This is a genomic window from Psychrobacillus vulpis, from assembly GCF_006861825.1.
GTDB classification, from domain to species: Bacteria; Bacillota; Bacilli; order Bacillales_A; family Planococcaceae; genus Psychrobacillus; species Psychrobacillus vulpis.
The window spans coordinates 36,818-60,059 of record NZ_VDGI01000007.1; the positions used below are offsets into that span (position 1 = coordinate 36,818).

Here is a 23,242-nt window from a genome sequence, read left to right on the forward strand (position 1 = left end):
CATCTAATGGGATTTTTTCTAATTTAAATACTTGTTTATTACATTATTGAAACTTTTTTGCTTGTTCTTTAACAATTTTTACAAAAGCATCTACTTGAGGTAATGCAAATGTAGCATCATAACCGATTAACCAAGTATCTCTTGTGAGCTCAAATTCTTCTTCGTGATTCGTCAGTGGGATTTTATGTACATCCTCATGTCCATTTAAAGTGATGGATGGAAGGATTGCATAACCAATTCCATTCAAAGCCATTTGTTTGCAAGTTTCAATTTGGTCTACAATAATTTGTCTTTTCGGATTAATGGAGAAATGCTTCTGCCACCATTGCTGAATCTCTTGATAGTAATTCGAATCACTTTTAAATTGAATAAATGGCTTCTCTGAAGTTAAAACATCATTAATTGACGTCATTTCTTTGTCAACTAAATAAAGTGTATCTCGGAACAAATGCATTTTCGTTCCCTTCCAATCGGTTTGACCCCTTATTATTCCTATGTGCGCTTCTCCATCGTATATAGATTTGACAATTTCAGAGCTCCACCCAGTAAGAAGAGAAATTTTAGCTTCTGGATATGTTTGAACAAAATCTTTTAATACTTTTGGTAACCAGTTTTGTCCAACAATAGATGCACAAGCAATCTTTAACGTACCATGCACTTTGGACGTAAGTGACTGAATGCTTTCAAATAAGGCTTCTTTTTGCTGCATCATATTAATCGCAAACTCAATGACAAGCTCCCCTTCTGGTGTTGGAGTCAGACCTTTTTGGGAACGTAAAAAAAGCTTTGCATTCCAATCTTTTTCAATCGATTGTAGGCGTAAAGAAAGAGCCGGTTGAGATAGAAATAGTCGCTCTGCTGCTTTACGCATATTTTGTTCTTCTGCTAGTACTTTAATAATGAGAAAATCAGAAGTCATATGTATGCCCCTTTCTGTTTATAAACTCCATGCTTACTTATACTTCACAAAAAAGAAGGCCTTAAAAGTAAGGCCTTCTGGTTGTAGAAAGAAATAAGATTAAGAAGGTGTCACCTCAGACTGTTTGGAAAACAGTTGTCAGTTGAAAGTCCCTGTAAACGATTATACTTGTGTTTCTTGTTGTTGGTATAAATACTTTTTCATTTGTTTTAAAATCACTCTTCTAGTTAAAATCCCTACAAAAGTTCTTTCATCATCAACTACACAAATATATGGATTATTTACTAACAAATCTAATCCTTTTTGAAATTTTTCTTTTATATGAATCACTGGTAAATCTGTTTTCATAATGTCATCTACTTTTAGTGAAGGTAAGCGTTCGTATTCAATATGCTCTAAACCTAAAATTTCATCGGTAATTTGTTGTGCGCTTATTAATCCTTGAAGTCTGTATTTTACATCCAATACTGGAATAGAAGAATACCCAGTTTTAGTTAATACTAATAACGCATGCTCCGCATTATTTCCTAACTGTACATGTGCTACTTTTTCTGCTGAAATAATGTATTCCTCAATCGGAATTTGTAAAAAATCTTTGTTGCTCACAGATAACATTGCATTCTACTCCTTTGTTTGTTTTCCTCAAAAGAAAACATAACCTATAAAACTATGATAGCATATGAAAGGAATAAAAAACTATGAAATCGCTTTCAATAAAATTATTATTTTTTTACTAATATTAGAGAGTACATGCTTTTATTTATAGTATATGTCTAACTACAAAGCTGACCAAGGCAAATCTTAAAATGGATGTTGATTTAACCATTGACCACCATCTAATGTAACAATTTCTCCATTCATATAAGATGCTTTTTCAGACATGATGAATGCAGCAAGTTCTGCAATTTCTTCTGGCTTCCCTAAGCGACCAAGGGGAACAGATTGAAGCGTCCTTCTTGCAGCTTCTTCTGACTCCCAAAGCTTCCCTGCTCCACCTGTTCGTTCAATGGGACCAGGTGCAATACCGTTTACCCGAATTCCATATTTACTTCCCCATTCAACTGCTAAAGTTCGTGTTAGCGACATCACCCCAGCTTTTGCTGCAGCAGAATGAGCAACTCCTGCACCTGCACCCCATGCATATGTTGCAAGCATATTCAGAATGGTGCCTTTACTTCCTTTTGAGATCCAATAGTTCCCAACTGCATTTGAACAGTAAAACGTTCCATTTAATACGATATCAATTACCGTTTTCCAACCATTTGCTGAAAGTTTTTCTGTTTCGACGATAAAGTTGCCTGCTGCATTATTTACAAGACCGTCAATTTGTCCGTATGTCTTATCTGCAAATTCCACCATTGCTGCTACATGTTCAGGATTACGTACATCCATTTGAAAAATGGAAATCGAATGACCATTCGCTTCCATTTCATTTTTGGCATTTTCTAATTTCAAAAGATCACGTCCCGTTATTACAACATTTGCGCCTTCCGAAACAAACTTCATTGCCATATACTTCCCCATTCCATTAGATCCACCTGTTACTATTATTGTTTTCCCCATTAACATACTACCGCACCCCTTTAGATATTGAATGAATATTCATTCAATATTTTATCATAACTAATAAAGAAAAGCCGTAAATCTCAGAAAGAAATTTACGACCGTAACATTTTTTATAAAACTGCCATATACACTTCGTTTATATCATCTATTGGAACTGGACGACTAAAATAAAATCCTTGGGCTTTTTGACATTTCGCTGCTTTCAATATTTCCACTTGCTTGTCTTTCTCGACGCCTTCTGCAACAACTTCCATCCCTAGGCTATGTGCAAGCTGTATTATAGTTGTTGCAATGGCTGCGTTCTTTTCATCTAATTCAATATCTTTTATAAACGATTGATCAATCTTAATAATATCAATCGGATATTTTTTTAAGTAACTTAGCGATGAATACCCTGTTCCAAAATCGTCAATGGAGATAACTATTCCAATATCTTTCAACTCTTTTAACATTGTGAAAGTATCTTGCATATCAGTCATCGCACTTTCTGTAATCTCTACCTCTAAAGAACATGGACTAATATTATATTTACTTATTTTTTCACGTATTTTATTCGCAAAGTTTTCTTGTTTAAATTGTTTTGGTGAAATATTTACTGCGATTCGGACAGAACGGTACCCTTTTTCTTGCCAGTATTTTAATTGTTTGCAGACTTCGTCTAATACCCAGTCACCTAATTGAATTATCATTCCCGATTCTTCTGCAAGCGGGATAAATTGCAAAGGAGTAACATATCCAAACTTTCTATTATTCCAACGGAGTAATGCTTCAAAAGAGTTAATTTCTCCAGTTACTAAGTTTACCTGTGGTTGATAATGAATCGATAATTCCTCTTTTTCTATTGCTCTTCTTAAATGCGACTCCATTAATGCTTCGTTTGGGAAAGACAAATTCATTTGCTCTTGAAAATAACGAAAATGAGCACGACCTCTATCTTTTGCTACAAATAAAGCTTGATCCGCTTTAATAAGTAATTCGTCCATTCTTTTCCCATCATACGGAAACATAGAAATCCCAATAGACGCAGTAACAAAATATTCTTGATGATCTAAGTAAATTGGTTTCGAAAGTTCCTTTAATATACTTTCAGCAAACAAACTAGTTTGATCACGAGTTTTGCCCTTTATAATATAGACAAATTCATCTCCACTTTGTCTATATAAGTTACTCGATTTATCCATATACAGACTTAGTCGATCCGCAATTTTCTTTAATAACTCATCTCCATAGTTATAGCCTAGAGATTCATTTATTAGCTTGAAACGGTCCAAGTCGATACGCATAATCGCTATTTCACTATTTGTACTTTCTGCTTGAGTCAAATTCTCACGTAAATGTTCTTTTAATGCCCGACGATTCCATAATCCAGTTAAATGATCATGGTAAGCCAAATAAAATATCTGTTCTTGTTCATCTGATACAGCTGTTCTATCTCGGACTATTAAATGAAAACCCCTTACTTCATTTTGAATTTGAACAGGTATAGCTTTCAAGTAAACAGTTAAATAATGTCCTTTCTCATGTTGTATCAGACAATTATGCATTTCAGTGGCATAACCACTTAAAGTCTGTTTCATCATTAGTTGAAAATTCCTCAACGAATTTTCTTCTATTAAATTTTCAATAGGCTTATTTAGAAGACTTTCGTTGTCATATCCTAATTCTTTAAAAGCAATCACATTGGAATAATTAATAGTTCCATATTCATTTATCGAAAAAACTGAATCTACATTATTATTAACAAGTGAATGATACTTTTCTTTTATTTCTGTTAATACAGCTATTTCTTGTTCTTCACTAGTTTTGTTGAGCATCGTTAGTCCATATGTATTGTTCGATTCCTCTAATCGTACAATCGAAATATCAAATATATATAATTCATTTTGAAATACAATTGGCTGTTTTCTAAACACCTTTTGCTTTTCACTTGTAAAAGACGTGAATAGAATGTGCAAGTGTTCCCAAACTGATTTTGAAAAAAACTGCTTTGCAAGCTGCGATGTCTGTGTAAAAAAACTCGCTCCAGAATTATTGGAATATACAATTGAAAATTCATCTTTATCATCTACTTTCAGTATGAATGTAAACAATAAGGAATTTTCATCAATCATATCAACTAAAAAATCTTTAACAGCAAACCTTTTTTCTGCTGAATTTTTCATGAAATCCTCCAATATGTATACGCACATCATTCGGTACGTTACAAGTTTCAAATATATCTCTACTTTATTTTATCGACATAATTCTCTTTATGTTTAACTGGCAAGAATTTAGTATTTTTTATACAATATATTCTTTAGCATTTTTATATACTATCTCACGGAAAATTGGTATGATATAGTAAATATAACTTACAGAGGGGGGATTTCATGACATCAACAATAGATGATAAACGTATCGCTACTGCTATTTATACAGTGAATCGGCATGCGAAAACAGCAATTGATAGTAAGCCGCTTTACGAATTAAAGAAGCTAGCACTACATAAAATGTTAACTGAAAATAAAGCGAAAAAAGTTGGTCTCCATTTTGTAAGAAAACCTAAAAATAGTCAACAACAATCCTCTGTTTTAATACAATGCGCGGATTATTATTTCCATATTATCCCTATAAAAGAAGATTTTAAAAATCTTCCGCATCTTGGTCATTTAGACGATACTTATAGAAACCCTATACGAAAAATGAATTTAAGAATGGCGAAAGAATTGCTTTCCGATTATATCGGTCCCCAGCCTATCATTCGGGAATCCTCCAAACAATCTACAAAATACACTCAAAAATATTCAAAAACTTATAAAAGTAGTAACCAATCCAGCAAATCATATTTAGATCGCTAAGTGGAGGTTTATATCATCTTCACTTCAGACTGTGGACAAACTTGAAAAAATGAGTTGTCTACAGTCTTTTTCTTCTAAAATATAATTACGATTATTTCAGTCCTGAAAAAGCCACTCGCTTTCCTCGTACGAATCGACTAGCATAGCCTCCCCTCGCTATGCTGAGGGCACTGAAAAAGTGTCATTCAAATAAATTATCCATCAAATAGTCCTAAGAGAATTTAGCGCTTTGGCATTCGCTTTCCGCGGGCGAGCGACGAGCCTCCTCCTACGCTTCGCTACGTGCGGGGTCTCGTCTGTCTCGCTTTCCCGCAGGAGTCTCGCGGCTTTTTCATCTACGAATTGAATCAAGGAGTATGTTATACGAAGATGTCTAAAATCAAACAAAATTGATCAGCTAGAGATGATTAAGACTTTCTTCATAAAAAATAGAATGAAGACTAATTGAGTCCGAAATAAGCAACTCGCTTTCCGCTTACGAATCGACTAGCATAGCCTCCCCTCGCTGCTGATGGCACTGAAAAGTACCTATAATTCGACTTTTCCAGAAGGGTAGTCCAATAACCCAATTAATAAGAAAATCGTTGAAACGGCTCCCTTTCCGCGGGCGGTGTCACAGCCTCCTCGCTTCGCTGCGGGGTCATCGACTAACGCTATTCCTGCAGGAGTGTCGCCTTTTTCAACGATTTTCTAGAAATGAAAAAATATTCACCTTAAAAAATAGACAGTTTTTCTGTGTCCTCTCTATGCTCCTGGAGGGTCTCGTCTATCTTGCTTTTCCAGCAGAAGTCGAGCCGTAAGCTCTGCGCTATGTAAAGGGCCTGAAAAGTCCCTTTCATTCGAATTTGACAGATGAGGTTGTCCAATAATCCAATTAATAAGAAAATCGTTGAAACGGCTCCCTTTCCGGAGGGCACTGAAAAAGTGTCATTCATATAAATTATCTATCAAATAGTCCTAAGAGAATTTAGCGCTTTGGCATTCGCTTTCCGCGGGCGAGCGACTAGCCTCCTCCTACGCTTCGCTTTGTGCGGGGTCTCGTCTGTCTCGCTTTCCCGCAGGAGTCTCATGCGTCGCGCTAAATTCTTTAAATGATATACAGCAAATAGTTCCTATAAAAATAATAATTTTGAGTTTTTCAGCGGGCTCTCTCGCTGCGCTGCGGGGTCTTCGACTAACGCTATTCCCGCTGGAGTGTTGCCTTTTTCAATGATTTTCTAGAAATTCATCTAAATAAATTAACTCTTTTTCAATGTCCTCGCTAAGCTAATGCCGATGAAAATACTTATAATCAGCTTTGCCAGACGGAGCTGTACAATTACCCCATAGATTTGAAAATCATTAAAATGGCTCCCTTTCCGCTTCCCAATAAGCAAATCTAATAAGCTTATGTCTTGGAGACAAAGCCACCGAAATTTAGTGAGTGAACTTGGGTCGATCACGGGATCTTCTGGTGGCAAATCTAAGAAATACTTGAACGACATGTCGTATTTGGACCGTTCTACTAGATCCACATCGGATACATCAAAAATTGCCTTTATATAGTAAGTACTTGAACATCCGAATTGGGGGAATTGCATTCCGACCACTATCTAACCAATATTTTGTTTTCAACTCCTCTAAAACGAAGGAGAGGTCTACAAATTCGTTTATTTGACGAAGTGTATTATCTTTAGGAACGACCAAATCATAAATCGCCATGAATGGGCTTAAATTAAGGGTTTCTTGGTTAGAAATCATTTTGCACACCAACAATTAGTTAGTCTCTCTATTATAAACGAAGAAGGTTTTTAGAAGAATAGGTGGATGTTAGTTGATTGGAGGGGAAGGCGGCGACTCCAGCTGGAATAGCATGAGCTGAAGACCCTGGACTGAGCGTAGCGAAATTAATTTNCCATGCCGGCGGAAAGCGTCCGCCTGGAACGGAAATCAACGATTTCCCAATAAAAAGAGAGTATGTGAACAACTTGTCATTCACCATACTCTCTATGAAATCTCTTGGAGGACTTTTTCAGTGCCCTTCCTTTCCGCGGGCGTTGTCTCAGCCTCCTTGCTTCGCTGCGGGGTCATCGACAGGAGTGTCGCCTTTTTCAACGATTTTCTAGAGAGTGTTTATTGTTGGATCCCATCTATTTTTGCTTGAATGTTCATCCGAGGAAAGAGAGTGCATGCTTCTGTAAAAACAGGATGACTAACATAGGAATCGGCTGCCCTTAAAAATTCATTTTCAATGACATTTGGGACAACTCACTTTTATTTCATTAAGTGATTTTAGAAAATTAAAAGGAAGTATGAGAAACTGTGAGAAGATTTTATTAGATGAGAGGACTATTGGAAGAAAGTTTACGTAAAAAACTAGCGTGAAAAGGATTCTTTTCACGCTAGTTTTTTTATAAAATAAATTGATCGATTTTTAATACTAATTCTGCAATTTCTGGTTTACTAATTTGGTCTTCTGCTCCAACTTGATCACCTTTATGACGTAGATCGTCTGTTATGAGACTTGAGAAAATGAGCACAGGAAGTTTCATCAAATTACTATTTTCTTTAATTTTTCTCGTTAATGCATGTCCATCCATTTGAGGCATTTCGATATCAGTAATAACGATTTGAACATGTTCTGAAATATCAGGTGAAACTTTTTCTAAGCCCTCTAAATAGTCCAGTGCATCCTTCCCATTCTCAAAAAACTCTAAGTTCACATAGCCTGCCTCGTTTAGTGTATCGTGTAAAAGTTTTCGAAGTAGTGGTGAATCTTCTGCAACAATAATCTTTTTGTTAGAGCGCTCGCGATGACCTAGCTTTTTAACAGATTCTACATTTATCCCTGACTCTGGATTAATATCTACGATAATTTTCTCAAAATCTAGTAATAGAATCATTTCATCATCCCGCTTAATCACTCCGATTACGTGAGTGGAACCTCCTTGATATATATCCGAAGGCTTTTCGATTTGATTCCATGAAATGCGATGGATTTGCGTCACATTATCTACATGAAAGACTACTCTTTGTTTATTGAATTCAGCTACTATATACTTTTCTTGTTCGTTTCTAGATACTACCGGAAGTCCTAAAACCTTTGCCATACTTACAACTGGCAGAACCTCTCCTCGTAGTTGCACTATACCTTCTACATGTGGGTGTGCGTGTGGAATAAATGTAACAGGAATCGGTTGAATTATTTCTTTTACTTTAATTACATTGATTCCGAATTTATTAGAACCTAACTGAAACTCTACTATTTCTAATTCATTCGTTCCGCTTTCAAGCAAGATTCCTTTATGATCATTCACATAAATCGTCCTCTCCATAAACATTTCTATAAATCGATTGTATCATAGAGTCGTTTTCAATAACTAATTCATAAGTTCTATTTTCAAAAACAAAAGTAATTCTTATGTATTAATCAAAACAATTGTAAGCATCTTATCGATATCAATTGAAAATACTCATTCGTAAGCTTTTATTAACGTTTGTGTTCCATTATCTTCGTACCCATTGGACACTAATTCCTCATACATAGATTTAGTTAGTTCTAAACCAGGGAGCTGCAAATTCATTTTTTCTGCTTCATCAAGAGCTATTTTCATATCCTTCACGAAATGTTTAATATAGAATCCTGGTTCGAAATTCCCAGCAATCATTCGAGGTGCTAGATTGCTTAAAGACCATGAGCCTGCAGCTCCTGTTGATATAGAGCTTAATACTTGATCTAAATTTAATCCTGCTTTTTTTCCATAAGCAAGTGCTTCGCAAACTCCAATCATTCCTGTTGCAATCGTAATTTGGTTGCACATTTTTGTATGTTGACCGGAGCCAGCAGGACCTTGATATAAAATAGTTTCACCAAAAAGATTTAAAACTGGTAACACATGCTCAAATGTATCTTTATCGCCACCACACATAATAGAAAGTTTTCCTAATTGTGCTCCTATATCTCCTCCAGAAACTGGTGCATCGAGAGAAAGTATCCCTTTTTCTTTTGCTGCTCTATTAATCTTTTGCGCTAGTGTTGGTGTGGAAGTCGTCATATCAATAGCAATAAGTTCTTTATTGTCAGCTGTTAGAATACCATTTTCTCCAAAATATATTTCCTCAACGTCATGTGGGTATCCGACCATCGTAAACACAATCTGTACACTGTTCGCTACTTCACTTGCTTTATCCACCCAAGTAGCTCCCATTGCTATAAGCTCTTCTGCTTTTTCTTTCGTTCTTGTATATATAACTACTTCATGACCTGCATTTAACAAATGTTTTACTAAACTTTTTCCCATTACTCCTGTACCAATAAAACCTGTTTTATACTTTTCTGCCATGATAAATCCCCCAATAGTATATTTAATATGTATAGTGTACCAAAAAAAGAGGACCATCCAAATATATTTGGATGATCCTTAAAAAAAGGGGGAAATGAGAATGTTGCTGTGTTCATTATTAATATGCCCGTTTTTTATCTTGTTAAACATCTTTTTTAACAAAATAATTTTTTTTTGTTTCTTCTAATGTTTTTATAAACAAGTCAGCTTTCGATGATTCTATTACCTGTCCACCATATCTAACTTCTTCGTATATGGAAAAAAATCGATTTTCAACTAACCAGTCCATTCTTTTAAACCACTCTCTTACTGTTTCACTGTTTACTCGACCTAACTCATATACTTTTGCTTCGATTTCAAACTGTAAATATTTTTCTCTTAATATCGACGATTCCACTACATAAAGAGATTTAGTTTCACTATTTTGTTTTTCTACTACGCTCATTATTTTATTTTCATATTGTAAATTATTCATCTCTACTTTGGATTCTTCTGGTTTTCTTTTCACTATTTTTACAATGGCGATTAATATTATGACAACTACAACAGCAGCTATAAACCATTCGAAAGGAAAATCTGTAGAGAAACTTTTACTAATCGCATTATTTGCATCAATATTCGGCTGTTTTATATTTGGTATTAATTCACTAAGTGGACCTGATTCTTTCCGAAATTTATCTATCAGATTTACCAAATATTCTATGAATGGGCCTAATGGTATTATAGCTAAACTAATAATTACCGCTATAAGCTCATCAACCATTTCTCGAATATCATCTACAATCCAATAAATAAAACTAGTAAGTACAGTTACTCCTAGTATTCCAGCAATGTAAACTAATAGTAGTTGTTGAAATGATAAGGAATTTCTTTTATCTGTATGTACCCAAATAGAAAATAGACGTACTCCAACAAATAATGTCATACCACCAATCAATAAGATAAAAAGAGTAGTACTATATCCCTGAAACTTCATGAAAAGACACAGTAAATATACTCCTAGAAATGTTGTACAGAATAGTAGTGTAAAACTACCGTCGAGTGTCTGTTCATCTTGCATAGTATGAAATCTTGCTTGGATTCTCCAAATGGATATCCCTAAAGAAATAATATATAGCCAAAGAGGAGCTCCAATTAAAAACAATGGCAATAAAGCAACTGTTGGGACAACCAATGCTACGATTAAGTTTGGTCCCGTTTTTGAATAAACAAGCGATGCAATAATTGCAATAATCAATTGAAGCCCAATCCAAATAAAAGGTAACGAAATAGTTGTTAGATGTTGAATGAAAACAAAAAGGAGAGCAATTATCCATACGTCATTCAAATAATTTCCAAATGATTGTACTTGTACCTTATTAGAGTTAGTAAGATTATTCATCAAGACTTCCTCCCATACGCGCATCGGATCGATACAATACATTTGTACGCCGCTCCCAATTCATAAATAATGGGAAAAAACGTTCTAATTGATGAGACATGATATAGACTGCTACGGGTAATTCCTCATGTGTGTCTATATAAGAAATGATTTTTTCAAATGGAATGAGAGTATCATTATTAGATAAAACAGAAAGAATTTCAAATGCTTTAATACGATGTGCATCTCCACTTCCTGTAGGCAAAAAAACAAAAGGAATTTTTCCAAATGCCCGTATGTTAATAGCTAAGGAAAATGGAATATCCTGCTGATTACAAATTTCTATATGAGAGGCAAGCCACTCAATTTTTTCTTCAAAATCCGAAACAACTCCATATTTTTCCACAACATTCAAAACAAATAATACCGATACATTCGCAGTTTTTGTAAATACTTTCGTTTGTAGATTACTCATTTTTGCACTAGCTTTCCAATGAATGTGGTGAAATTGATCACCTGGTACATATTCCCTCGTTCCAATAGGGAAAAAAGGATCTTCAAATAGAGATGCATTTAACTCAAGTATGCCTTGCTTAAACTTAGATGGGATAAACCCTTCATCGATTTTATGTAAAGTTGGAAAAACAATCGCATCCATTAGAATTAATGGAGTGTAATTTAACACAATAGATCCTTCCGCAAAAGGATGTGGAATAATTACTTCTAGTTGTTTAATTCGAGAAATACCTCTATGAACTCCTTCTATAGGTACTTTAACAGTGATACGTTTTTTATACCCAATTGATAACGGAATTTTAACTTCATGAAGACCTGACGTCATATTCGTAGTGTCTCCTTGTGGAGCAATTGAAGTTTGAAATGAAATAATAACAGAACTATTCCATATTGGTAATCCTTTATTCTGAAAAGTAAGTTCCAAATAGTTAGTTGTTCCCTTCATTAAACGAACTCGTCTTTTCTCATTTACTAACTCGAGTCTTTCTCCTACTCTATGATAATAATATACTTGCAATAGTCCAATTATTAATAAAAATGAAATGACCGAAACAAATAGATACTGCTTCAGTAAGATGCTTATGAAAAATGAAAAGCATAAAAGTTGTACATAAATTTTCGTATTTTTTATTCCAAAGTCTTGACGAGACCATGTCATCAAACATTAGCCTCTACTGGTGCTTCGATAGAATCAACTATTTCTTTCATCACATCAGCTAAATCATGGATTAACATCCCTTCAGAAGAAAGCTTCATGCGATGCAATGACACTGGTTCAATTACTTTTTTCACATCATCTGGTATAACAAATAATCTGCCGTTAACAAAAGCACTTGCTTTAGAAGCTTGAAGTAATGCTAAAGATGCCCTACTACTTAACCCTAGTTCAATGTATGGGTGATTTCTTGTCTTATGTACAATTTGAGTTATATATGTAATGATGTCCTCATGAACGATAACATCCTTTACTTCTTCTGACCATTTTTGAATTTCTTCTAACGAAACCATTTTGTGCGATTTTACTTCCCCTGGGGATCGGCCGAACTCTTTTAGAATAATTCTCTCTTCCTCAACTGTTGGATATTCGATTGTTATTTTAAATAAAAAACGGTCTAACTGTGCAGCTGGGAGTGGAAATGTACCTTGTTGAGATTCCACAGGGTTTTGTGTAGCAATTACCATAAACGGAGAAGGCAATTTAATGGTTTCACCGTCCACAGATACTTGTTTTTCTTCCATTGCTTCAAGTAAACTTGACTGCGTTCTTGGAGTTGCACGATTTATCTCATCGGCAAGAAGAATATTACTCATTACTGGACCTACCCGAAGTATAAATTCTTGTTTTTGTGGAAGAAAAAAACTAATACCTGTTACATCAGAAGGTAAAACATCTGGAGTAAATTGTAATCGTTTAAACTCTCCTTGTATTGCTTCTGCAAACGCTTTAGCCATCATTGTTTTGCCTGATCCCGGTACACTTTCTAAAAGCACATGCCCTTGTACGAGTAATCCCATAAGCATTATTTCGATTTCTTTTTCTCTTCCGATAATAGCATTATTCAACTCTACTTGTAGTGATGATATGTTTTGCATGTACATTTCCCCCTGACAAACTAATCCACCTTTTTTATAATTATATCATTTTTTTCTAAATATTGGAATTCGTTTAATAATTTATCTAATTCTTCACTTAATCGAATAGTTTCATCGTCTAATATACCCTTTTCAAGTGCAGTCTGAATCATTTTTTCTCGAGTACTTTCAACTCGTTTCAATACAGAGTTTAACATACAAAATCTCCCCTTCTACAAAACATACATTCATTTCAGTATACCTTTTGTATTAACTCTATAAACTGGGAACTTCTCGACATTTTACGACAAATCAACTTCTTGGTAGTTTTAAGTACGTATAAACTACATGGCCGCCTTGTGAAGCTTTTCCTGAGAAATGCTTAAAATCTTCTCTTTTTACCAATACTTCACGGAAAGGGAGAAACTCATCTTTTAAAATTTCCAGTTCCTTTATCTCTCCAGTTTGTAACATGTTCAATTTCTCTTCATATGAGTGCATGTGAAACGCTCCATTCATTTAATATTGATGTATATTTTTCCCGTTTTCGTTTAAAATACTTTACGTATACCTTTTTTTAGGGCAAACTGTATTGTATTAAGTTCTAAAAGGGGAGTGAACAGTCTGTGAAAGTTGCAGAAGTTGGTAATATTATAGAATTTAGAGATGGCCTACAAGGAATAGTAGAAAAAGTAAATGAAAACTCGGTTATAGTAGATTTAACATATATGGAGAACTTCAGTGAACTCGAAATGGAAGAAAAGACTGTAGTAAACCATAAACGTTATAAAATATTATATAATAATGAAGATTAAACGTCATGCCGTTCCTCTCTCAAAGATGAACGGTATTTTAAATAATTGTTAGGATGTGCTATTTATGAAACGACAAATACCAATAATAGGATTAATACTATCGCTACTTTTTGCCTACGCATTTACGTGGCTATCTTTTTCAAACGATAAAGTTTTTTGGTATTTTTACACTTTTACGATCCTTTTTCTCATGTCAGTTGCGTTTTTTTACGCTAAAATTGATGATAAGGTGAGAACATTAGAATACCTTTTCTTAGGTATAGGCTTTGGAGTATTAGCCTATGGGCTCATTGCTGGTGGGTACAAGCTAATAGAAATAACTCCATTTTTATCCACAACAAGTATCGATAGCTTTCTTAGTAAATTTGGTCCTGCCTCTGTTTGGCATTATTTACTCCTATTATTCTTTATTGCACCAGGAGAAGAGTTATTTTGGAGAGGCTATATTCAACAACAACTAAAACGTTGGGTTTCACCTATTTATGCAATCATTGCCAGTTCCGCATTATTTGGTTTTTCATTAATTTTTAGTGGATTTTGGTTAGGAATATTAGGTGCTTTCGTTATTAGTCTTTTATTAGGACTACTATACGAATGGAAAAAAAGTATGCCTCTTATTATTTTGGCCCACATAACAATGTTAGTACTATTATTTTTAGTTCTACCGCTATCGTGAAACATTTACTACTCGTTCTCGTCTAATTAATACAGCACAAGCACTTAAAATTGACCCAACCAGTAAATTTGGGGATTGATAAGTGTTAGCCCTTCCCCACATACATTACCGAATTCTGTAATGCTCTTTGTCACAAACTGATGTGAAGGAACTCGTGCTAACTAGAATGATGTAAACAATATTTAGGGAGATGAATTAACTTGAAAAAAATTACTTCATTACTATCCATATTGCTAATTTCGATTTTTATTACTGCATGTGGCACGACAAATACAGAGAGTCAAGATACTCCTGATAAACAGTTGAACGAAAATGAAAATACAGAACAGACAACAACAGAAACAGGACAAGTAGAAGGAGATACAGGGAGTAATACAGATGCTGGGCAAGAATTGAAGGGTATTGTGACAACAAGTGATAATCAGAACTACTCTATCGTTGTAGCAGAAGGTTTTGAGCTGACTGGAGAAGAACCGAACAGAGACATGCTATACAATAAAACAAATGATGAACAATCGATGAGGATAGAGACATTCGATGCAACCGAAGTAAACTTAGAAGACATAACGAGTAATTTAGTAGAAACACTTAAAGCTTCCAATGAAACTGGAACAGTATCTGAAATAACAGATGAACAACAACTTCCTATTGGTGATTCAGTTGAAGAAGTAAAAGGTTTCCAAATAGATACACCAGATGGGAAGGTTTCAGGTTACACTTTTATAACAAATGGAATGGTTGTAAAGCTTACTGTATTTGACACGAAAGATGCGCCAGCTTTAGGAACGTTCATTGAAATGGCTAAAACGATAAAAAGTAAATAAGAAAAAGCTTCTGATTCGGTTCTTACATCTGAATCAGAAGCTTTTTTTACTGTTAATAGGAAAGATTTTTAATGGATAATCCAAGTTTTTTTACAAGCTCTATAGCTTGTTTTTTTTCTTCCTCTGATATCGCACTCATTAGCTCAACTAATTGCTTTTCGTGCCTAGGAAAAAGTTCATCCATAAATAATTTTCCCTCATCTGTAATTTCTGCAAAAGTAACACGTCGATCTGTATCGCTAGAAACTCTACTAATGTATCCTCTACTCTCTAACTTATCTACTACATATGTAATAGAGCCACTTGCCAGCAAGATTTTGTTGCCTATTTGTTGAAGTGGCTGCTTTCCTTTATGATATAAGAGTTCTAAAACAGCAAATTCTGTTGGATTTATACCATTTTCTTGAATAAACTGATTCGTACATTCATGAATTACTTTATGAGCACGTGACAATACAATAAATAACTTTAATGCACTGTTCGATTGTTCATTTGTCATTCTCGTCATCCTCACCTATATAAAATACACTATCTATTATTATATAGGTCGTACTGTAATATTGTCAAAATAGGTTCAGTTTTTATCATGTATTGGAAGAAAAAATTTAAAATTAGTTCCTTTTCCTACGACACTGTCTACTTCAATTGTCCCCTCATGTGATGTAATTACTCTATTTACATGGCACAATCCAAGACCTGTCCCACTTGACTTTGTCGTAAAATAGGGTTCAAAGATTTTATCTAATTTATCTTCCTCAATTCCATGACCCTGATCCCTTATTTCTATACACACCTTATTATTAGATGTGCTAGAAACAGTAATATGAATAATCCCACCTGTTGGCATTGCTTCAATTGCATTTTTAATTGCATTCATAAACACTTGCTTTAATAAGCTCCGATCTCCATAAATCGTGCAAGTATTATCGAGCTCAAACTTAATAATAGACTCAATATTTTGCATTAGTGCTTGTGGAGCCATAAAGTTTGCGACTTCTAAAATAAGTCCTTCCACCTCTAAAAAATCAAACTTATTATTTGTTGGTTTCGAGACTTCTAAGAACTCAGTCAAAATCTCTTCCATTCGTTTTATTTCATCATCAATGACGGATAAATATCTTTTTCCATCATCTGTAGCCGTTTCATATAACAATTGGGTAAACCCTTTTAAAGAAGTCATTGGGTTACGTATTTCATGTGCAATGCTTGCAGCTAATTGTCCAAGTGTACTTAGCGATTCAGTGTGGTCTAATCGTTTTTTCATTTTCATTTTTTCTGACTCATCATGAATTTCCGTCAAGAACAAATCAGTATCTTCTTGCTTAGATACTTTAATATTGATATACTTGACCTCACCTAAAAACGTTCGGATTTCACTAAATAGTTCAGCCTTACCTGTCCTCAGTAGTTCTTCTATGAATATTTTTTTACTTTCAAAAGACTCACTAAACAGTTCCAATAGATTTAAAGCATTCATTCCGTTTAATTCGTTTCGATTAATTTGGAGAATTTCTTCAGCTTGTAAGTTCACTTCTAAGATAGTCCCTTTATTATTAATGAAAATAAGACCACTTGAAAATAGTTGAAAGACATGTTCAAATTTTTGCTTATACTGATAATCCATTAGCACAAACGTCACCAAACCTCTCATCACCATCGAATCTTATATGCAATTAAATACAATTAAATCTAAATTACGTTCAATTTTTTAAAATTTTAATTAATTCTGATTATTTCATAACTTTTTTGATATTGAAATGATTCTTTTTACCTATATTGTCGACAACTTAATTCATTGATACAATAGTTATACTTTAAAAAGGAGTTATACAACATGAATATTATTTTAACAACGCTAAATGCAAAGTTCATTCATACAAATTTGGCTTTACGCTGCCTAAAAGCTTATGCTGAACCGGAATACACCCCTCTTATCTGTGAGTATACGATTAAAGATCCAACGTTCAATATCGTTTCTGACCTATATCAAAAGAAACCTGATGTTGTAGGATTCAGCTGCTATATTTGGAACATCGAAGAAACCATTAAAGTTATTCAAATGCTCAAAACAGTAGACCCTTCTATTATAATCGTTTTAGGAGGACCGGAAGTTTCATACGATACAAATGTATGGTTACGACAAGTGAAGGAAATCGATTATATCATTGTTGGTGAAGGAGAACATTCATTTAAAGAGTTATTAAATTACTTACACGACAAACAACTCTTAAAAGATGTACCTGGTGTAGCATATGTAAGAGATGACAAATTTATTCTAAATCCGCTACCACCAAAACTAGATTTAAGAGAAACACTTTCCCCTTTTCGTTTTGAAGAAGATTTACCTAATCTTTCAAAACGTATCGTTTATATCGAAACTAGCCGTGGGTGTCCATTCTCCTGTCAATTTTGCTTATCCTCCATTGAAGTTGGTGTTAGATATTTTAACCGTGATAAAATTAAAGAAGATATTCGTTTTTTAATGGCGCATGGTGCGAAAACGATAAAGTTCGTTGATCGAACATTTAATATAAGTCGAAGTTATGCTATGGAAATGTTTCAATTTTTAATAGATGAACATAGACCTGGAGTAGTATTTCAATTTGAAATAACGGCAGATATTATGAGACCTGAAGTTATTCAATTTTTAAATGATAATGCACCTGCAGGACTTTTCCGTTTTGAAATTGGTGTTCAATCCACAAATGATTTAACAAACGAGCTTGTAAAACGTAGACAAAACTTTGAAAAGCTAAAGCGTACAGTAACAATGGTCAAAAGTGGAGGCAAAATTGATCAGCATCTAGACTTAATCGCTGGTCTACCAGAAGAAGACTATCATTCGTTTCGAAGAACTTTTAATGAAGTATTTGAAATGCGCCCTGAAGAACTACAACTTGGCTTTTTGAAATTACTTCGTGGCACAGGATTACGAGTAGAAGCTGAAAAGTATGGATACGTATATGTAGATCAAGCTCCTTATGAAATTTTTTCTAACAATGTTTTAACATTCGATGATATTCTTCGAATTAAACAAGTAGAAGATGTTTTAGAAAAGTATTGGAATGCACACCGAATGGACAATACATTAGAATATTTATTCGAGAATGAATTTGATACGCCTTTCGACTTTTTTCAGCAGTTTGGAACGTTTTGGGAAGCTAGAAATTGGTCGAAAATTGGACATCAGTTAGAAGATCTATATACAAGATTATATTCATTTTTAATAGAACAAAAAAATCTTTCTTTACCAGTTGTTGAAAGTGTGATGAAGCTAGATTATTTATCTAAACAAAAATTTCAGCCTCGGAAACCTTGGTGGGAAAACAATATGAAAAAGGAAGAGCAATCTGCTCTATATAAGCAACTAGCAAAGAATCCATCTATCGCTGGAGAAGAATTTGCAGCATTACAACTAAACGAACGTGAATTATATAAGCAAACATTTATTACACCAATATCCATATGTGCTGAATCTTATAAACAAGGAATAATCAGAGAAAAAGAAGGATATTTGCTTACTACTTTCGGCAAAACATCCTCCCCTCTTTTTTCCTTTATTTAAGAACTTTGTTTCCACAATAAGAAAAACAGGGCAAAAAGACGCCCGGTCCTTTTAAAACAAGTAGCCGCAGAAGTACGGTTGATTTCCGCTCCTGCGGACGCTTTCCGCCGGCATGGCTTCAGCCGCTTCCCTTGCTCCTGCGCAAGCTCGTCGCAAAAATTAATTTCGCTGCGCTCAGTCCAGGGTCTTCAGCTCATGCTATTCCGGCTGGAGTCGCCGCCTGCGCTCCAATCAACTAGTATGTAGCTATTCATCATGCAGCTGTTTATTAATAGAATGAGCGAAACTGATAAAGAATAGTAGGAATAGCACAACTACTCTTTTTTCTCTATTTCTAAAAAGTGAACGGCTTGTTTTAGGAGATTGGATTGATCAATAACTGTCTACAAATCTTCACTTTATAATGCAGTAGCAAGTACTCCATTCAAACAATGAATAGAAAGCACATGATTACTTTTTTTGTAGAATGGATGGATGCAGTGAAAAGCGGCGACTCCTGCGGGATTAGCGAGACAGACGAGACCCCGCACGAAGCGAAGCGGAAGGAGGAGGCTCGTCGCTCGCCCCGCGGAAAGCGTCCGCTTGGAACGGAATCCATCCTATAAACTTTTATACTTTCTTATTCTTTAAACGAAAACAACCGAGCATTTCATCCAATAACGGATGAAATGCTCGGTTTTCTTTTTCCAAATTGCAAAAAGCTCATAATTCTTCCTTCTTACAATTAAATTATCCAATAATAACCCTTTCTTTTGGGAAGCGATATTTAGTCTTATTACTTTTTCCGCCTAATGAAAATAGAAATGAGATCAATCCTACTCGTCCTATAAACATAAGTACCATAATGGTTATTTTCCCAATATTCGACAAATCCCCTGTTATCCCTAGAGACATTCCACAAGTTCCGAAAGCCGAGGTTATTTCAAATAGTAAGGAAGTAATCGGTATATTCGGTTCTGTAATTGACAATAAAATGGTCGCTGCAAAAACCATAGCAAAAGCTAAAATAATTACTGCGTAGGAACGGAAAACATCTACAAGATGAATTTCACGATTAAACACTTGAATGTTTTCCTTCCCTCTTGAAAAGTGAATCAAGAAAAGAATGGCTATCGCAAATGTCGTCGTTCGAATACCTCCACCCACTGAGCTAGGAGAAGCACCAATAAACATTAGTACGCTTAATAAGAAATTTGTTCCCTCGCTGAATAACGTAACATCCATCGTCGTTAATCCAGCTGATCGAGTGGATACGGAATGAAAAAATGCTGTGAACAGCTTTTCATGCCATGGCATCCCTTTAAATGAATGAAACATTTCAAGCAACAATATCATCAGAGTTCCAAATAATATTAGTGCGCCATATGTAATTGTCGTTATCTTTGTAAAAAGAGAAAATCGGAAATTTTTATTTTTATTGGATAAAAATTCTTTTACTTCTATTAAAACCGGAAACCCGATTGCACCAAAAACAATAAGAAAACTAGTAATAGTTTGAACAAAGTAATCATGATGATAAGGCATCAAAGATTGACCTGTTATATCAAAACCTGCATTAGTTGTAGCTGATACAGATGTGAAAATACCATGAATCATTGCTTGCTTGAATGAATTATAATACTGTGTAAAGTACAATGTTAATAATGTTGCACCTATTAATTGTATTAACAACAGTATTTTTACAATTTCTCTGATTAAGTGTACGACTCCAGACAAATTAGGTTGATTGTGATCGACCATAATTAATTGTCTTTCACGAAGTCCAATTTTTTTACCGGAAATAAGCCATATAAACGTCCCTAATGACATAATACCGATTCCGCCAAGTTGCAATATAAGGATAATCATAATGTATCCAAATACGGTGTAAGTTTCAGATATATTAATAGCCGTCAATCCTGTTACACTTACCGCACTTACAGCGGTAAATAAGCTATCAATAAAATCTACTTCAACCCCTGGCTTATGGACTCCAGGTAAACGAAGCAGTAGGACAGAAAAAGCAATTGCTATAAAGTAATACGTAACGATTACTTGTGCCGGTGTAAATTTTATTTTTGGTTTAAGTTGCGGAGTTCTCATACAAATTATTTCCTTTCCATGAATCGCCAAGCCTGTTTACTCATTGTAAGAAAAAAAAGCATAAAAAGATAGCTTTAACCAACTATCTTTTCATACTTTTTGTTTTTATTTTCGAGTATTTTACTTTTTATTTTTTACTACACCTAGTATATAGCCGGATGCAGCAATAACAAGCAGGACAGTCCAGAAAATAATACTCCAAGTTGTTGAATGCGGGAAATGCTCATCTAAAATTCCTACTTTTGGATGTGAAAGCGTTAATACAGCTAGCTTCACTCCTACCCAACCAACAATTAAAAATGCTGCTGTTTCCAATGTAGGATATTTTTCAAGTAACTTAACAAACTTATGAGCAGCAAATCGCATAATAATAAGTCCAATTACTCCACCTAAGAACATAACAGCGAATTGTCCGCCGTTTATTCCACCAATCTCATAGCTACCTAGATGCGGTAATGTAACTGCGATAGCTACTGCTGCAAGCATTGAATCAATTGCAAATGCAATATCAGCTAGCTCAACTTTTAATACTGTAACCCAAAAGCCAGAACCCTTTTTTTCTTTTTCTTCAACATCTTTTTCATCATCTTTTTTCCGTGAATCATAAATATGTTTAATGGAAATAAACAGTAAATATGCTGCTCCTATTGCCTGCACCTGCCAAATGTTCACCAGGAACGTAATCATAAATAATGCTAAAAATCTAAAGATGAATGCCCCTAACAAACCATAAAATAATGCTTTTTTCTGCTTATCTTTAGGTAAGTGTTTTACCATAACAGCCATTACGACTGCATTATCTGCTGCCAATAAGCCTTCTAATCCAACTAGGACAAGTAATACCCATCCATACTCCAATAATATTGTTTCCATTAATATCCTCCTCATTGCATATAAAAAGACCCCTGCCTTTAAGAAGGCAAAGGTCTTGCTAAGCAATTAGTATAATTACTATCATAACCGATGGCAGATGCCATGTAATGACGACTATGAAATAGGTTTCCCTATAGCTACTCCCCTTTGACAAAAGTCAAAAGTCTATTTAATTATGTAAATCATTATACCACAATAAATAAAATTGTAAATACCATTTACTTAATTTGAATATGAAAAGATTTATCATTTTTATGTTTGAGATAGAATTCAATCATAGCCGGTAACGATTCGATAAAATCCGGACATCTAATATTTCCTTTGCTTAAAATCCTTTCTGCAATAACAGTATCAAAAGAAGAATCCCATGTTAAATAATCTAAAGTCTCCTTTTCCACTTGTAGCATCTTTCGGATTGGATAGATAGATACCGCTGCTCTTGCAAGAAATAAAGGAATTCTTCCTTTTGGATATTTTCCTGTTATTTGCTTTACGAATGCACGATATACCTCCTCCACTGGATATGGCTTCGGATCAGTTAAATGGACTGTTTGTGAAATCGCATCTTCACTTAAACAACAATATATAGATGCTTTTGTTATATAATCGCTAGGGACAACATTAATAAATGCACTTGACCTACCGAGGTAAGGTAATACAGGCAGTTTCTTTAAATTCGTAATCATATTAATAAAGAAATAAGGTCCATCAAATTTTGTTGTTTCACCTGTTTTTGAATTTCCTCTCACTATACCTGGTCGAATAATGGTTACTGGAATTATTTCTTTTAATTGATCCACGAGTACTTCTGCTTCATACTTTGTTTCTTCATAATGATTTTTAAAGCCATTTGGTTTTAGTAGCTCCGTTTCTAAAAGTTTCCCTTCTCTTTTTCCGGCTACATATGCTGTACTAAAATACATATACCTTTTTAGATTATTGAACTGCAGAACTAGCTTATTAAACATTTCTGTACCATAGACGTTTATTTTCCAAGCAACTTCTTTTGGAACTGCTAAATCATAAATTGCTGCTAAATGCCAAATATATTCTACATTTTCAAGGAGTTTCTTTAACCAATTGTCTTCTATCCCTGCGTTCGGTAATGTAATGTCTCCTTCAACTATAACAATTTGTTGATTGGATAAACCATCCTCATAAATTTCTTTAATCATTACCTTGGCTTTCTCAATTTGAGTTGGTAGTACAAGCACATAAGTAGTAGAAAAAACTTTTTGTTGGCGGAGTTCTTTCATAATATTTTTTGCAAGAAATCCTGGAAAACCTGTTATTAAAGCTGTAGTCACAATAATCC

The 23,242-nt window shown here is 34.4% G+C and carries 21 protein-coding genes, 1 pseudogene and 1 riboswitch; of the genes and pseudogenes, 5 read left to right on the plus strand and 17 right to left on the minus strand.

Annotated elements, in window-relative coordinates:
• Window positions 1-43: 43 nt before the first annotated feature.
• The 4 genes from FG384_RS08365 to FG384_RS08380 all read right to left on the minus strand — a co-directional run bounded on the left by FG384_RS08365 (window position 44) and on the right by FG384_RS08380 (window position 4,647).
• Window positions 44-919: a LysR family transcriptional regulator gene (locus FG384_RS08365; RefSeq protein WP_142642146.1), complete on the minus strand. Its 876-nt coding sequence runs from the start codon at window positions 917-919 to the stop codon at window positions 44-46.
• 162 nt (window positions 920-1,081) lie between these two features.
• Complete coding sequence (gene cbpB / locus FG384_RS08370; RefSeq protein WP_142642147.1) at window positions 1,082-1,534, minus strand: cyclic-di-AMP-binding protein CbpB; 453 nt, start codon at window positions 1,532-1,534, stop codon at window positions 1,082-1,084.
• A 186-nt stretch (window positions 1,535-1,720) separates the two neighbouring features.
• Window positions 1,721-2,488, minus strand: a complete 768-nt coding sequence (gene fadH / locus FG384_RS08375; protein WP_142642148.1) for a 2,4-dienoyl-CoA reductase — start codon at window positions 2,486-2,488, stop codon at window positions 1,721-1,723.
• A 107-nt stretch (window positions 2,489-2,595) separates the two neighbouring features.
• Complete coding sequence (locus FG384_RS08380) at window positions 2,596-4,647, minus strand: sensor domain-containing protein (RefSeq protein WP_166462410.1); 2,052 nt, start codon at window positions 4,645-4,647, stop codon at window positions 2,596-2,598.
• Window positions 4,648-4,854: 207 nt separating this feature from the next.
• Between FG384_RS08380 and FG384_RS08385 the strand changes: the two genes are divergently transcribed.
• Window positions 4,855-5,322: a YkyB family protein gene (locus FG384_RS08385; protein WP_142642150.1), complete on the plus strand. Its 468-nt coding sequence runs from the start codon at window positions 4,855-4,857 to the stop codon at window positions 5,320-5,322.
• Window positions 5,323-6,683: 1,361 nt separating this feature from the next.
• Here the strand turns inward: FG384_RS08385 and FG384_RS08390 are convergent.
• The 8 genes and pseudogenes from FG384_RS08390 to FG384_RS08430 form a co-directional block, all read right to left on the minus strand.
• Window positions 6,684-7,062: pseudogene (locus FG384_RS08390) on the minus strand (transposase); the annotation flags it as partial.
• Between the two features lie 650 nt (window positions 7,063-7,712).
• Complete coding sequence (locus tag FG384_RS08400) at window positions 7,713-8,618, minus strand: chemotaxis protein (protein ID WP_142642152.1); 906 nt, start codon at window positions 8,616-8,618, stop codon at window positions 7,713-7,715.
• 156 nt (window positions 8,619-8,774) lie between these two features.
• Window positions 8,775-9,644, minus strand: a complete 870-nt coding sequence (locus FG384_RS08405; protein WP_142642153.1) for an NAD(P)-dependent oxidoreductase — start codon at window positions 9,642-9,644, stop codon at window positions 8,775-8,777.
• Window positions 9,645-9,786: 142 nt separating this feature from the next.
• A complete protein-coding gene (locus tag FG384_RS08410; protein ID WP_142642154.1) occupies window positions 9,787-11,025 on the minus strand; it encodes a hypothetical protein in 1,239 nt (412 codons plus the stop codon).
• Complete coding sequence (locus FG384_RS08415; RefSeq protein ID WP_240793381.1) at window positions 11,018-12,178, minus strand: DUF58 domain-containing protein; 1,161 nt, start codon at window positions 12,176-12,178, stop codon at window positions 11,018-11,020. The genes FG384_RS08410 and FG384_RS08415 overlap by 8 nt, the downstream gene beginning before the upstream one ends.
• Window positions 12,178-13,113, minus strand: a complete 936-nt coding sequence (locus tag FG384_RS08420) for an AAA family ATPase (RefSeq protein WP_142642156.1) — start codon at window positions 13,111-13,113, stop codon at window positions 12,178-12,180. The genes FG384_RS08415 and FG384_RS08420 overlap by 1 nt, the downstream gene beginning before the upstream one ends.
• A gap of 20 nt (window positions 13,114-13,133) precedes the next feature.
• Window positions 13,134-13,310 carry an aspartyl-phosphate phosphatase Spo0E family protein gene (locus FG384_RS08425; RefSeq protein ID WP_142642157.1) on the minus strand — a complete coding sequence of 59 codons (177 nt, stop codon included), beginning with the start codon at window positions 13,308-13,310 and terminating at the stop codon, window positions 13,134-13,136.
• A gap of 94 nt (window positions 13,311-13,404) precedes the next feature.
• Window positions 13,405-13,593, minus strand: a complete 189-nt coding sequence (locus FG384_RS08430) for a hypothetical protein (protein WP_142642158.1) — start codon at window positions 13,591-13,593, stop codon at window positions 13,405-13,407.
• A 125-nt stretch (window positions 13,594-13,718) separates the two neighbouring features.
• On the opposite strand from FG384_RS08430, the gene FG384_RS08435 reads away from it, so the two are divergent.
• The 3 genes from FG384_RS08435 (at window position 13,719) to FG384_RS08445 (ending at window position 15,407) form a co-directional block, all read left to right on the plus strand.
• Entirely contained in the window at window positions 13,719-13,907 is a 189-nt protein-coding gene (locus FG384_RS08435; RefSeq protein WP_142642159.1) for a YkvS family protein, read from the plus strand.
• Between the two features lie 64 nt (window positions 13,908-13,971).
• Window positions 13,972-14,583: a CPBP family intramembrane glutamic endopeptidase gene (locus FG384_RS08440; RefSeq protein WP_142642160.1), complete on the plus strand. Its 612-nt coding sequence runs from the start codon at window positions 13,972-13,974 to the stop codon at window positions 14,581-14,583.
• Window positions 14,584-14,783: 200 nt separating this feature from the next.
• Entirely contained in the window at window positions 14,784-15,407 is a 624-nt protein-coding gene (locus tag FG384_RS08445) for a hypothetical protein (RefSeq protein WP_142642161.1), read from the plus strand.
• A 52-nt stretch (window positions 15,408-15,459) separates the two neighbouring features.
• On the opposite strand, the gene FG384_RS08450 is transcribed toward FG384_RS08445, so the two are convergent.
• Both FG384_RS08450 and FG384_RS08455 read right to left on the minus strand, forming a co-directional pair.
• Complete coding sequence (locus FG384_RS08450) at window positions 15,460-15,906, minus strand: MarR family winged helix-turn-helix transcriptional regulator (protein ID WP_142642162.1); 447 nt, start codon at window positions 15,904-15,906, stop codon at window positions 15,460-15,462.
• Window positions 15,907-15,981: 75 nt separating this feature from the next.
• Window positions 15,982-17,046: an ATP-binding protein gene (locus FG384_RS08455; protein WP_166462411.1), complete on the minus strand. Its 1,065-nt coding sequence runs from the start codon at window positions 17,044-17,046 to the stop codon at window positions 15,982-15,984.
• Between the two features lie 195 nt (window positions 17,047-17,241).
• On the opposite strand from FG384_RS08455, the gene FG384_RS08460 reads away from it, so the two are divergent.
• Entirely contained in the window at window positions 17,242-18,972 is a 1,731-nt protein-coding gene (locus tag FG384_RS08460) for a B12-binding domain-containing radical SAM protein (protein WP_142642164.1), read from the plus strand.
• A gap of 729 nt (window positions 18,973-19,701) precedes the next feature.
• Here the strand turns inward: FG384_RS08460 and FG384_RS08465 are convergent.
• From FG384_RS08465 to FG384_RS08475, 3 genes are all read right to left on the minus strand, one after another.
• The gene (locus tag FG384_RS08465; RefSeq protein ID WP_142642165.1) at window positions 19,702-21,054 is read right to left on the minus strand and encodes a TrkH family potassium uptake protein; all 1,353 of its coding nucleotides are present in this window, start codon (window positions 21,052-21,054) and stop codon (window positions 19,702-19,704) included.
• A 120-nt stretch (window positions 21,055-21,174) separates the two neighbouring features.
• Window positions 21,175-21,927, minus strand: a complete 753-nt coding sequence (locus FG384_RS08470) for a TerC family protein (RefSeq protein ID WP_142642166.1) — start codon at window positions 21,925-21,927, stop codon at window positions 21,175-21,177.
• A riboswitch (yybP-ykoY riboswitch) is annotated at window positions 21,926-22,085 on the minus strand. Its footprint overlaps the gene before it by 2 nt.
• A gap of 60 nt (window positions 22,086-22,145) precedes the next feature.
• Window positions 22,146-23,234 (minus strand): SDR family oxidoreductase, encoded by a 1,089-nt coding sequence (locus tag FG384_RS08475; protein ID WP_142642167.1) that lies wholly within the window; start codon window positions 23,232-23,234, stop codon window positions 22,146-22,148.
• Window positions 23,235-23,242: the final 8 nt, after the last annotated feature.

Excerpts from the sequence above, each read along its gene's own strand:
- FG384_RS08365 (WP_142642146.1), bottom strand. The coding sequence starts at position 919 with ATGACTTCTGATTTTCTCATTATTAAAGTACTAGCAGAAGAACAAAAT.
- cbpB (WP_142642147.1), bottom strand. The coding sequence starts at position 1,534 with ATGTTATCTGTGAGCAACAAAGATTTTTTACAAATTCCGATTGAGGAA.
- fadH (WP_142642148.1), bottom strand. The coding sequence starts at position 2,488 with ATGTTAATGGGGAAAACAATAATAGTAACAGGTGGATCTAATGGAATG.
- FG384_RS08380 (WP_166462410.1), bottom strand. The coding sequence starts at position 4,647 with ATGAAAAATTCAGCAGAAAAAAGGTTTGCTGTTAAAGATTTTTTAGTT.
- FG384_RS08385 (WP_142642150.1), top strand. The coding sequence starts at position 4,855 with ATGACATCAACAATAGATGATAAACGTATCGCTACTGCTATTTATACA.
- FG384_RS08405 (WP_142642153.1), bottom strand. The coding sequence starts at position 9,644 with ATGGCAGAAAAGTATAAAACAGGTTTTATTGGTACAGGAGTAATGGGA.
- FG384_RS08410 (WP_142642154.1), bottom strand. The coding sequence starts at position 11,025 with ATGAATAATCTTACTAACTCTAATAAGGTACAAGTACAATCATTTGGA.
- FG384_RS08415 (WP_240793381.1), bottom strand. The coding sequence starts at position 12,178 with ATGACATGGTCTCGTCAAGACTTTGGAATAAAAAATACGAAAATTTAT.
- FG384_RS08420 (WP_142642156.1), bottom strand. The coding sequence starts at position 13,113 with ATGCAAAACATATCATCACTACAAGTAGAGTTGAATAATGCTATTATC.
- FG384_RS08425 (WP_142642157.1), bottom strand. The coding sequence starts at position 13,310 with ATGTTAAACTCTGTATTGAAACGAGTTGAAAGTACTCGAGAAAAAATG.
- FG384_RS08430 (WP_142642158.1), bottom strand. The coding sequence starts at position 13,593 with ATGCACTCATATGAAGAGAAATTGAACATGTTACAAACTGGAGAGATA.
- FG384_RS08440 (WP_142642160.1), top strand. The coding sequence starts at position 13,972 with ATGAAACGACAAATACCAATAATAGGATTAATACTATCGCTACTTTTT.
- FG384_RS08450 (WP_142642162.1), bottom strand. The coding sequence starts at position 15,906 with ATGACAAATGAACAATCGAACAGTGCATTAAAGTTATTTATTGTATTG.
- FG384_RS08460 (WP_142642164.1), top strand. The coding sequence starts at position 17,242 with ATGAATATTATTTTAACAACGCTAAATGCAAAGTTCATTCATACAAAT.
- FG384_RS08465 (WP_142642165.1), bottom strand. The coding sequence starts at position 21,054 with ATGAGAACTCCGCAACTTAAACCAAAAATAAAATTTACACCGGCACAA.
- FG384_RS08470 (WP_142642166.1), bottom strand. The coding sequence starts at position 21,927 with ATGGAAACAATATTATTGGAGTATGGATGGGTATTACTTGTCCTAGTT.